General features: G+C 45.4%; 9 protein-coding genes and 1 pseudogene. All 10 read left to right on the top strand.

Annotated features, from left to right (window positions below; translation table 11 throughout):
• The first annotated feature begins 1 nt into the window (after nucleotide 1).
• The 10 genes and pseudogenes from rfbD (at nucleotide 2) to ligA (ending at nucleotide 11,219) form a co-directional block, all read left to right on the top strand.
• Nucleotides 2–874, top strand: coding sequence for a dTDP-4-dehydrorhamnose reductase (rfbD, locus tag ACUYLD_RS14265; protein ID WP_446675344.1), 873 nt, complete (start codon nucleotides 2–4; stop codon nucleotides 872–874).
• 157 nt (nucleotides 875–1,031) lie between these two features.
• A pseudogene (locus tag ACUYLD_RS14260) lies at nucleotides 1,032–1,319 on the top strand (glycosyltransferase); the annotation flags it as partial.
• A 15-nt stretch (nucleotides 1,320–1,334) separates the two neighbouring features.
• Nucleotides 1,335–1,976 (top strand): hypothetical protein, encoded by a 642-nt coding sequence (locus ACUYLD_RS14255; protein ID WP_446675343.1) that lies wholly within the window; start codon nucleotides 1,335–1,337, stop codon nucleotides 1,974–1,976.
• A 184-nt stretch (nucleotides 1,977–2,160) separates the two neighbouring features.
• Nucleotides 2,161–2,253: a putative holin-like toxin gene (locus ACUYLD_RS14250; protein ID WP_219727884.1), complete on the top strand. Its 93-nt coding sequence runs from the start codon at nucleotides 2,161–2,163 to the stop codon at nucleotides 2,251–2,253.
• 372 nt (nucleotides 2,254–2,625) lie between these two features.
• Nucleotides 2,626–3,534, top strand: a complete 909-nt coding sequence (locus ACUYLD_RS14245) for a glycosyltransferase family 2 protein (RefSeq protein ID WP_061831728.1) — start codon at nucleotides 2,626–2,628, stop codon at nucleotides 3,532–3,534.
• The gene (locus ACUYLD_RS14240) at nucleotides 3,531–4,931 is read left to right on the top strand and encodes an undecaprenyl-phosphate glucose phosphotransferase (protein ID WP_322163113.1); all 1,401 of its coding nucleotides are present in this window, start codon (nucleotides 3,531–3,533) and stop codon (nucleotides 4,929–4,931) included. The genes ACUYLD_RS14245 and ACUYLD_RS14240 overlap by 4 nt, the downstream gene beginning before the upstream one ends.
• A gap of 106 nt (nucleotides 4,932–5,037) precedes the next feature.
• Entirely contained in the window at nucleotides 5,038–5,910 is an 873-nt protein-coding gene (locus ACUYLD_RS14235; RefSeq protein WP_446675342.1) for a phosphatidylinositol-specific phospholipase C/glycerophosphodiester phosphodiesterase family protein, read from the top strand.
• A gap of 126 nt (nucleotides 5,911–6,036) precedes the next feature.
• Nucleotides 6,037–6,747 carry a heptaprenylglyceryl phosphate synthase gene (locus tag ACUYLD_RS14230; protein ID WP_446675341.1) on the top strand — a complete coding sequence of 237 codons (711 nt, stop codon included), beginning with the start codon at nucleotides 6,037–6,039 and terminating at the stop codon, nucleotides 6,745–6,747.
• A 41-nt stretch (nucleotides 6,748–6,788) separates the two neighbouring features.
• On the top strand, nucleotides 6,789–9,113 hold the full coding sequence (gene pcrA / locus ACUYLD_RS14225) for a DNA helicase PcrA (protein WP_061831733.1): 2,325 nt from the start codon (nucleotides 6,789–6,791) through the stop codon (nucleotides 9,111–9,113).
• Between the two features lie 90 nt (nucleotides 9,114–9,203).
• Nucleotides 9,204–11,219, top strand: coding sequence for an NAD-dependent DNA ligase LigA (ligA, locus tag ACUYLD_RS14220; RefSeq protein ID WP_250266763.1), 2,016 nt, complete (start codon nucleotides 9,204–9,206; stop codon nucleotides 11,217–11,219).
• The last annotated feature ends 413 nt before the right edge of the window (nucleotides 11,220–11,632 follow it).

The following is an 11,632-nucleotide window of genomic DNA, read 5'->3' as shown; positions in this document are numbered from 1 at the left end:
AATGAAGGTGCTGGTTACTGGAGCATCCGGTCAACTTGGTAAAGATGTAGTAAACGTTTTTCAGGATCAAGGACATGATGTTCTTGGATATGATCGGGAACAGCTGGATATCACGGATTTGGAGCAGGCTGTGAAGATCGTGGAACAGTACCAACCTGATGCCGTAATCCACTGTGCAGCGTATACGGCTGTGGATGCAGCGGAGACCGATGTAGACGGGGCTTATAAAGTCAACGCGACAGGTACACGTAATATGGCAATGGCTGCGGAAAAGGTTGGAGCCAAGCTGGTTTATATCAGCACAGATTATGTGTTCGATGGAACGGCAAAACAGCCATATCATGAGTACGATAATACCAATCCGCAGAGTATCTACGGAAAGTCCAAACGGGCGGGGGAGGTATTGACCCAAACACTTTCCTCTAGGTATTTTATTGTTCGTACATCTTGGGTATATGGATTGCACGGGAACAATTTTGTCAAAACGATGCTGAAGCTTGGACAGGAGAAGCCGCTCCTCCAGGTAGTAAATGATCAGAAGGGTTCACCTACCTATACGGTGGATCTGGCACGCTTTTTGGCGGAATTGATTCAAACGGAGAAGTACGGCGTATACCATGCATCCAATAGCGGCTCCTGTACCTGGTATGAATTTACGCAAGCTATTTTACAGGATGCGGCGGAAATATTAAATGCCAAGATCACAGCGAAATTGGAGCCATGCAGCACAGAGCAATTCCCCAGACCAGCAGCGCGGCCACGTAACTCTGTTATGGAGCATATCGCGATCCGAACCAACGGGTTGAATGATTTGCGCGATTGGCGTAAGGGATTGCGTGATTTTTTGCAGGAGTATCTTAGTAAATCCGAGTAAATAAAACCTTATTATAAATATCAACAATCTCCCATCAGTTCATGATTGGGAGATTGTTGATATTAGGGCCTATGTTGATTAAGGATGATGAGCATTATAATGTATAAGCAGATGAAACATATTGTCCCTCTACTGCACATTTTAAAAGAAGGAGGTCATTACTCTGAACAGACCTAACGTACAAATTTTATTATCTACATATAATGGAGCAGCTTACTTAGATGAGCAAATAGAAAGTCTCATCAATCAAAAAGACGTAGAAATTCAGATTCTAATTCGTGATGATGGCTCGACAGATGATACGGTTGCCAAGTTGAGCGCGCTGAAGCAACGTTATCCTCAACAGATTTTTTTATGCCTTGAGAGCAATGTAGGGGTTATTAAAAGCTTTTTTGATCTGATTCAAAGATCGTCTGATACATTCGACTATTATGCTTTTTGTGATCAGGATGATGTGTGGATGCCGAATAAACTTGCTCAGGCTGTGGCTCATCTCAGGGAGCAGGATGGTAGCCGACCGCTGATGTACTGTTCTGCTACTCAAATGGTCTCTCAAACATTGGAACCACTCAAAGTATGGCCAGCTGACATCCCCCGACCTGTATCCTTCTATAATGCTCTCATTGAGAATGTATGTGTAGGTTGTACCATGGTGATCAATAAAGAAACACTTCAGCTCGTGAAAAAGAGAATCCCAGATTCTTTGGATAATATTATTATGCATGACTGGTGGATTTACTTATGCACTTCCTCTTTTGGTAAGGTTGTTTTTGACCCCGAGCCGTACATTTGGTATCGGCAGCATCAAAACAATGTGCTGGGAGGTTCTACGGATGGGTGGGTTAGCAAGTGGAGGAAAAGACTAAGTAGATTTGCAAAAGGAAAAAATCGCCATATTTTAAGCAAACAAGCCCAGCAATTTATCCAACTTTATGGACAAGACATGTCTCCTCAAATGTATAAAGATATGGATCAATTCCTGGCCAGCTACCAAAAGGGTGTATTTTCTCGTATGAAATATATTTGGCAGTCTCCATTTTACAGGCAGTCACGGTTGGACAACTGGATTTATAAGTTGGTTTTCATAATGAGGAAGTTATAGGGGGTTGGAAAGAAAAATATTGAAACTTTTTTCCATATATAAGCGTCAAATAGTCAAAGGTGCAAATGAATACTAGATAAAATACCATCGAATGCGTGTTCCTTTATGGAAAAATATAGTATAATTGAAACGTGCAACCGATAGAGCTGCCAAGGGCGGTCGGCTAACTCTCCCGAGGAGGGGGGTGAAGCCTGTGACAGTGTTTGAGGCGCTCAGTTTAATGCTGACGTTCGGGGCGTTAATCGTCACACTGTTAGAGTTTAACAAACGAAAATAGACCGCCCCCGCAAGGAAGGGTCTATTTTCGGGCCTGATTGTTCCAAAACCGTCCGCTCTTGGAGCGTTGGTTGCGCAGGGGCTGGCTGGCACCAGCCCTTTTTCCATGTATATCTTACCACGATGAATTTTAGACCTCAACCGAGGATTTTACAAAAATCTAATAAGCGACTTCCAATGAACAATATATAGATCGAAATGGTTTCGTTTGTCTATATTTGCACTTTGGAGCGACTGGAATCGAATTTTTTGAAATTTTGCTAACTATGTAAGGTTACAAGTTATGTGCTTTTTTGCGCCCCGTGGTCTGCGCGGTATGCTATAATAGGCGATAGTAGAATAGATTACTGAATTTGTCAGGAGCGTTTTAAATATGGATGTAAGCATACTGGTCGTCAACTATAATACATGTCAATTGACGCTGGATTGTTTGCAATCGGTGTATGCGTCAAAGTCGCAGTACCGATATGAAGTGATTGTGATTGATAATCACTCTAGTGACGGATCTGTTGAGGCTATTCGTGCTGCATACCCGGAGATTACGTTGATAGCCAATAAGAATAATACAGGTTTTGCCAAGGCGAACAACCAGGGGATGGAAGTAGCCAGCGGGCGTTATGTATTGCTGCTGAACTCCGATACGTTGGTGCAGCCGGATACGCTGGATACAATGATTCAGTTTATGGACACGCATCCGGAGATGGGGGCATCGGGCTGTAAGGTCATCTTGCCAGATGGCTCGCTAGATAAGGCTTGTAAGCGAGGATTTCCAACGCCGTCAGCTTCTTTTTACTACGCTTTCGGCTGGTCGAAGCGTTACCCGGATAACCCGAAGTACAATCAATATCAGCTTGGGCATCTAAGCCCGGACGATGAGTATCCTGTAGATGTACTGGTAGGTGCTTTTATGCTGGTGCGCCGAGAGACAATTGACCAGGTTGGGGGCTTGGACGAAACCTTTTTTATGTATGGTGAGGATATTGACTGGTGTTACCGGATTAAGCAAGCCGGGTGGGGCATTTACTACTACCCGCGCACATATATTATTCATATCAAAGGGGGCAGCGCTCGCCGTCGTCCTTTGAAAATTATTTATGAGTTTCATAGAGCTATGTGGGTATTTCATCGTAAGCATTATAAACAGCAATACAGTTGGATCACCAATATGGCTGTATATGCGGGAATTACGGTGAAGTTTGGAATGGCCTTTCTAAAAAATAAGTTGTCTGCACCGGTCAAGCCGGACAGCGGGGAACAATCTCGTACTGAGGTGAAAGCATGATACGCAGAAATCAGCGTTTTTTAACCCAATTATATATTGTGGCGGATTTCGCGGTCATTCAGTTGTCCTTTCTGATCGCTTGGTTTTTCAAATTTGAAAGTGAATGGATCACCTATAAAGAACCGCTTCCTATTCAAGTATATGGAGGCTGGAGCTTAATCTACGGCCTGATTGCCGTAGTGCTGGGGATGTTATTCTCGCTCTATTCGCCCAAACGCAAAAAACGATTTGCAGATGACGTATTCCGCGTCACCCAAATTCATATTGTTGGCCTGTTCGTGCTGTTGAGTGTGATGTTCTTCGTGAAGCAAATCGACATTTCGCGGTCCTATCTGGCGATCTATATGGTTGGAAATGTGCTGCTTATTTTGTTTTACCGGTTCTTTTTGAAGCAAATTCTTAAAGTTCTCCGTCAAAAAGGGTACAACAAGCAATTCATGCTTATTCTCGGGGCGGGTACTCTAGGTCAACGATTTTATCATAATCTTGGACAGTATCCTGATCTAGGATACGAGGTCGTGGGTTTTCTGGATGATAAGCGGCATTGGAGTGAAGAGGAAGCGGCGCATTTCCGCCCGATTCTTGGAGGCTTAGATCAATTGGAGGCTACGCTGTCGCGTCTGATGATTGACGAAGTCATTCTGGCGCTGCCGCTGGATGCCCATGATAAGTACCCCAAGATTATCAACATGTGTGAAAAGGCTGGAGTGCGCACGCTTATAATCCCCGACTTTTTCGATTATTTGCCGGCTCGTCCGTACTTTGATAACTTTGCAGGTATGCCGATGATTAATGTACGGGATATTCCACTGGATGTGGCGGGGAATCGATTGTTTAAGCGTCTATTCGATATTTTATTCTCTTTATTCGCGATTCTTCTGACGTCTCCGATCATGCTTGCAGTGGCGATTGGTGTAATGATCACATCCAGAGGGCCCATCATTTTTAAGCAAGAGCGGGTGGGCTTGAATCGTCGCACCTTCCGAATGTACAAATTTCGTTCGATGAAGGTACTGCCTCCTGGAACTGAAGATACGGGTTGGACGACTGCTAATGACCCAAGACGCACACGTTTTGGTACTTTTATTCGTAAAACGAGTCTCGACGAGCTGCCTCAATTTTTCAACGTTCTGCTGGGTGATATGAGTGTCGTTGGTCCGCGCCCAGAACGACCCTATTATGTGGATCAGTTCCGTGAGGAAATTCCAAAATACATGGTGAAGCATCATGTTCGTCCTGGAATCACAGGCTGGGCACAGAGCAACGGGTTGCGTGGAGATACATCTATTGAGGAACGGATTAAGCATGACATCTTCTATATTGAGAACTGGTCGCTCTTATTCGATATTAAAATTATTTTCCGCACGATTCGCAACGGTTTCAAGAACGCGTATTAATACAGAAGCACCCTTCGGTTTAGCCGGAGGGTGCTTTTGCGTCTGGCAGTTGTTTTGAGCATGCGTATGTGGGGTATTGACCTGTACGAAAAGGATGTGACACCCCATGAAACGATTGATTGTTGCGGTTATTCTTTTAATGTTAATCGGCACATTTTTACTGGCATACAAAGGAAAATCTACAGAAGAACATACTGGCTTTACCGCGCACCGTGTGATTTCGCATGCCATGGGAGCCGTTGATGGTTTGGCCTATACTAATGCGCGTGAAGCGTTTGTGGAAAATTATAAAAAAGGTAGCCGCGTATTCGAGGTCGACCTGATGTTTACATCGGATGGACAATTGGTGGCGCGCCATGAATGGACAGAATCTTTTACAGAGCAAATGCAACAGGAACATGCAGTTGCTACGGAACAGGGCGGGAAACCTTGGAGCTATCATCAATTCAAGAACACCCCCATACACGGTTCCTATACCCCAGTAGATTGGAAGGATGTATTGGATTTATTGGAAACATACCCGGATGCTTATATTGTGACCGATACGAAAGAACAGGACCCTGTCCAAATCAAACAGTTGTTTGCACAACTGACCCGTCAGGCACAGGAGAAAAATCCCGAGCTTTTGTCCCGTATTGTTCCTCAAATTTATAATGAAGAAATGTTGCGGACGTTACGAAGTATTTATCCTTACCCATCCATTATTTATACGCTCTATGCCACAGAAGATAAGGACGACCAGATCATTCGATTTGTACAACAAAATGATATAACGGCAGTAACTTTACCAGAGAGTCGGGTGAGTGGTGCTTTAGTGGAAAGTTTGCGTCAGGCAGGGGCGGTGTGCTACGTAAATACCATTAATGAGTTGAAGGATGCGGCTGAGTATGAACAGATGGGTGTACGAGGTTTCTATACAGATATTTTAACGGAAAAAGAACTTAGTGAACGCAGTTGGTTGTATGCTTTACGACCATGAGTTGTCTGAACGGGGTGTTCCCATTTGATACGAACATTGACACCTTTTAAGCACTATCATAGACTTAGCATAGAACGCTTTTGGATATTGGAATTCGGCTCGCCTGGATCATGACAAAAGCAATGAATGCTGGAGGAATGTGTGTTGGCAGATTCAATTCAATCATGGAGGCATGTGTTTAAGCTTGATCCTGACAAGGAACTGGATGATGGTGCGCTTGACGCCGTGTGTATGTCTGGTACGGATGCGATTATGGTAGGAGGTTCCTCAGGTATTACCTATGAAAATACGGTGGATTTGCTGTCGCGAGTTCGGCGTTATGAGGTGCCGTGTGTGCTTGAGGTGTCCGATCTGGAGGCAGTAGTGCCAGGGTTTGATCTATATATGATTCCCATGGTACTAAATACCACTGACAGTAATTGGATTCTAGGGCAGCACCAACGAGCGATTGAACAGTTCGGTTATATGATCCCGTGGGATTTGCTTGTGGCGGAAGGATATATTGTTTTGAACGGTGATTCTACGGTCGCTAAGCTTACCGGAGCAGATACTTCGCTGGGTGCTTCATCTGTCGTCTCATATGCACAGATTGCTGACAAGCTCATGCATCTGCCGATTGTATATGTGGAATATAGCGGTGCTTTTGGGGATATGGAGCTGGTGCAGAAAATACATCGCAGTACGGAGCGCTCTCGTGTCCTATACGGGGGAGGTATCGTGGATAAATCTACCGCGTTACAAGCGGCTACCGTTTGTGACACCATTGTAGTAGGAAACATCATTTATCGTGACTTGGCGAAAGCGCTGGAGACGGTAGCTGTGAAATTGGAAGTATAGAACGTGAATTTATGGAAGCTCAGGGAAAGGAGCATGCACGCATGCAATCAATAGATATACACGAGGCGGTAGCTCGCCTTAATCCGCCTCAGCGTCAGGCTGTGGAGGCGGTAGATGGTCCGCTGCTGATTATGGCTGGCGCAGGCAGTGGTAAAACACGGGTGCTCACGCACCGAATAGCCTACCTCATCGCGACCCGCAAGACAGCTCCATGGGGCATTTTGGCGATTACCTTTACGAACAAGGCCGCGCGTGAGATGCAGGATCGCGTATCCAAGCTGATTGGCCCACAGGGAAGAGATGTGTGGGTATCCACCTTCCACTCGATGTGTGTACGTATTTTACGTCGGGATATCGAGCGGATTGGATTTACCTCGAATTTCAGCATTTTGGATTCTACGGATCAATTGTCTGTCATTCGGAGCTGCATGAAGGATCTGAATATAGACACCAAAAAGTTTGAACCCAAAGCGGTTCAGTCTATGATGAGTACGGCTAAAAATGAACTGGTCACTCCCGAAATGTATGAACGCAAGATTGGCGACTATTTTGAGGGGATTGTGGCGAAGGTATATACCAAGTACCAACAACGACTCAAAAATAACAACTCTCTTGATTTTGATGATTTGATCATGGCAACGATTCAGCTCTTTAAAGAAGTACCTGAGGTACTGGATTTCTATCAGAAAAAATTTCAATACATTCATGTTGATGAATATCAGGATACGAACCGTGCGCAGTACATGCTGTGCAAAATGCTGGCCGACAAGCATCACCGGATTTGCGTAGTAGGTGACAGTGACCAATCCATCTATCGGTGGCGGGGGGCGGATATTAGCAACATTTTGAATTTTGAAGAGGACTACCCGGAAGCGCGCACCATTTTGCTGGAGCAGAACTACCGGTCCACCTCAAATATTCTCAATGCTGCCAACGAAGTTATTGGTCAAAATACAGGCCGCAAGCCGAAAAAACTATGGACTGACAAAGAAGGCGGAGCCAAGATTAAAGTTTATCGTGCTGACTCTGAGCATGATGAGGGCTACTTTATCGCCTCCGAAATTCATAAGAATATTAATGCGGGCAAAACCTATAGCCATCATGCCATTTTGTATCGTACGAATGCTCAGTCTCGGGTTGTGGAGGAAATTTTGATTAAATCGGATATTCCTTACCAGATCGTGGGCGGTATCAAGTTCTATGATCGGAAGGAAATTAAGGATTTGCTGGCGTATCTTCGCCTGCTCTCCAATCCTGACGACGACATCAGCTTGATCCGAATCATTAATGTGCCAAAACGAAGCATCGGAGACACCACCGTCGGCAAATTGCAGGCAGCTGCAGCAGAACGTGGAGTTTCAATTTTCCGTGTCCTTCAAGTTGTAGACGATTTGGGCTTTGCAGGACGTACGCGCAATGCGTTGGTAGAGTTTTACGATATGATCGAAGGTTTAAGTCGGATGGTAGACTACCTGTCAGTTACCGAGTTAACAGAAAAAATGCTGGAAACCACTCAGTATCGATTGGAGCTGCAAAACGAGAATACACTCGAGTCACGTTCACGTTTGGAGAATATTGATGAGTTCCTGTCGGTAACCATGGAATTTGAAAAAGGAGCGGAAGACAAGTCACTCGTCTCCTTCCTGACCGACCTTGCGCTGATTGCCGATATTGATTCCATGAATGACGATGAAGAAGAGCAAAGCGATGCGGTTGTATTGATGACCATGCATAGCGCCAAAGGATTGGAGTTTCCCATCGTATTTATTGTCGGTATGGAGGAGGGAGTATTCCCCCATAGTCGTGCCTTTCTGGATAACGAAGAGCTGGAGGAAGAGCGCAGATTGGCGTATGTCGGGATCACCCGTGCAGAGGAGCAACTGTTCCTTACATGCGCACAGATGCGCACTCTGTTTGGCCGCACCACAGCTAACCCGCCTTCCCGCTTTCTCGAAGAGATTCCGGACGAGTTAAAAGAGGATACGATCATCAAACGTGACCGCTACCGTCGTTCAGGCAATGTAGGCGGATCTTATGGTGGGCGCGGACTGAATAAAGGTGGTGGCAGCAACTTTGGTGGAGAACGCTCGTTTGATACGATGAGCCGTAGTGGTTCGTCCGCTTCCGCGTCACCTCGCGTAACAGTAACGACATCCTCATCCGCGAAACCCACTCCGGCTGCTTCGGCAGGAGGCCCCTCCATTTTTGCTGCTGGAGACAAGGTACAGCATGGTAAATGGGGGATTGGAACTATTGTAGCTGTAAAAGGGACGGGGAATGATATGGAGCTTCAAATTGCTTTCCCGGCTCCAGTAGGGGTTAAACGACTGTTAGCTGGCTTTGCACCGATTACAAAAGTAGAATAAATCTCAAACATCATTAAATCTCGAACCTCATGAGTGGCAGCTTGGCTTAGGACCTCTGCCCTGATGAAGTTCCCGGAGGGATACGCCTGCATGAACCCAATGCACAGGATGGAGCAGCTTGTTGCTGAACTGAACACATATAACTATCATTACTACACACTGGATGAACCCAAGATCAGCGACAAAGAATATGATGTGCTTTATGACGAGCTGGTAGCGCTTGAACAGACGAGCGGTCTTGTGCTGCCGGATTCGCCGACACAGCGTGTGGGCGGGGAGTTACTCAAAGGGTTCACACCGCATCGCCACCTTGCCCCATTATGGAGCCTTGATAAAGCTCAGAATATGGAACAGCTGCGTGCATGGAACGCGCGTGTCGTGAAGCTGGTCAATGATTACAATACCAAGAACCCAGAGCAACCTTTGCCATCTCCAGGTTATGCGATAGAACTTAAATTTGATGGTCTAACGCTTAACCTGACGTATACTGATGGACAGCTGGTACAGGCTTCTACCCGCGGTAATGGTGTGGTGGGTGAGGGGATATTGGCGCAGGTAAAAACAATTAAATCCGTGCCACTTACAATTCCTTTTCGAAATGGAACTATTGAAGTTCAGGGAGAAGGGATAATGAATCTCTCTGTACTGTCCAAATATAATGAGACTGCCGCAGACCCTCTTAAAAACGCACGCAACGCCGCAGCTGGCGCTTTGCGTAACTTGAATCCCAAAGTGACAGCAGAACGGCGATTGAATGCATTTTTCTACAATGTGGGTTATGCAGACCGGATCCAGTTTAACAGCCACCAGGAAATGATGACTTTCCTGCGTGAAAATCATTTTAAGGTAAACCCTTACTTGACTTACTTTGATAATTTTGAAGATGTAATGGAGCAACTGATTGAGATTGAAGAATCTCGTGCCGGATTGGATTACCTCATTGATGGGGCAGTATTGAAAATTACAGATATGCGCACACGTGAGGCTCTCGGGTATACCGATAAATTCCCGCGCTGGGCGGTGGCCTATAAGTTCGAAGCCGAGGAAACAACTACGGTGCTTAACTCGGTTGAGTGGAATGTAGGACGAACGGGTAAAATCACCCCACTTGCAAGGGTAGAGCCGGTAGAACTGGCGGGAGTCACTGTACAAAATTGTACACTGAACAATGCTGGTGACATCGAGCGCAAAAACCTGAAGTTTGCTTTGGGTGCACGTGTGTTTATCCGTCGCTCAAACGATGTCATTCCGGAGATATTAGGAAAGGTAACATCTGAGCACGACGGAGAGGAAATTGTCGTACCAGATCATTGTCCAGCCTGCGGGTTTCCGTTGCAGCAGCGAGGTGCCCATTTATTTTGCGACAATAAGCTGGGTTGTAAACCACAAATTGTAGCTCGTATTTCCCATTTTGCATCACGTGATGCTATGGATATTGAGACATTCAGTGACAAAACGGCCATACAGCTGCATGACGAACTGGAAGTGCGCGAGCCTGCGGATCTGTATACACTCCAATATGATGATCTTGTGAAGCTGGAGCGGTTTGGTGAGAAAAAGGCCAGTAACCTCTTGGCAGCACTTGAAAAGAGTAAAGAGAGAGATTTGGCTTCTTTCCTTTATGCTCTAGGTATACCAAATACCGGTAAAGCAACAACACGCATGTTGGCTGAACACTACCGTGATTTGCACAAGACGATGTCCGCTACGGTGGAAGAACTGATAGAACTACCGGATGTGGGCGGGATCGTAGCCGAAAGCATTGTTGCTTTCTTTGCAGATCCATTTACTCAGGCGGGAATTGAAAAGATGCTGTCTCTAGGGGTGAAAGCTCAGGCCCCTGAAGCTCCACAGGAGAAGAAGACAGACAGCTTTTTCAGTGGCAAAACGGTCGTGCTTACAGGTACCTTGCATCAGCTTACGCGTGACGAAGCTGCATCCAAGCTGGAGGCGCTGGGAGCCAAAGTTGCGGGGTCTGTATCGAAAAAGACGGATCTAGTCATAGCTGGTGAAAAGGCTGGGAGTAAGCTGGCTAAGGCCCAACAGCTCGGAATTGACACCATAGAAGATGAGGATGAATTTATCAGACTGCTGGAACAAGAATAATAGTTTTGCAATGAGTGCAGTCATTCCGCTCTGGGGCGGGGTGGCTGCCTTATTATCTGTTGTATAGTAGGAAATAAAATAGATATAAATAAATGCTTGCTAAATAACTTTAGGCATGATATATTATTAGACGTTGCTTTGAGAGTATCATTTCTTGAAGCGAGGTTGCTGAAAAGATAATTGAAAAAAAGATTTGACAAGAAAGCAACCAACATGATATGATATAATTCCTGGCTCGTTGAACGAACGAGAACAGACAAGTTCTTTGAAAACTGAACAAATGGATGATGAAACAAAGATTTCTTCTTTTATAAAGAAGAATCGCTAGCATTAAAAATGAGCTTATCGCTCTTTCTATAAACCAACTTCGGTTGGTCTTTAATGGAGAGTTTGATCCTGGCTCAGGACGAACG

Source organism: Paenibacillus sp. SER-28, from assembly GCF_052906305.1.
This window is presented reverse-complemented; position numbering and strand designations above follow the sequence as displayed.

Coding starts and splice junctions, on each gene's coding strand:
- rfbD (WP_446675344.1), top strand. CDS start 2: ATGAAGGTGCTGGTTACTGGAGCATCCGGTCAACTTGGTAAAGATGTA.
- ACUYLD_RS14255 (WP_446675343.1), top strand. CDS start 1,335: ATGCCGAATAAACTTGCTCAGGCTGTGGCTCATCTCAGGGAGCAGGAT.
- ACUYLD_RS14245 (WP_061831728.1), top strand. CDS start 2,626: ATGGATGTAAGCATACTGGTCGTCAACTATAATACATGTCAATTGACG.
- ACUYLD_RS14240 (WP_322163113.1), top strand. CDS start 3,531: ATGATACGCAGAAATCAGCGTTTTTTAACCCAATTATATATTGTGGCG.
- ACUYLD_RS14235 (WP_446675342.1), top strand. CDS start 5,038: ATGAAACGATTGATTGTTGCGGTTATTCTTTTAATGTTAATCGGCACA.
- ACUYLD_RS14230 (WP_446675341.1), top strand. CDS start 6,037: ATGCTGGAGGAATGTGTGTTGGCAGATTCAATTCAATCATGGAGGCAT.
- pcrA (WP_061831733.1), top strand. CDS start 6,789: ATGCAATCAATAGATATACACGAGGCGGTAGCTCGCCTTAATCCGCCT.
- ligA (WP_250266763.1), top strand. CDS start 9,204: ATGAACCCAATGCACAGGATGGAGCAGCTTGTTGCTGAACTGAACACA.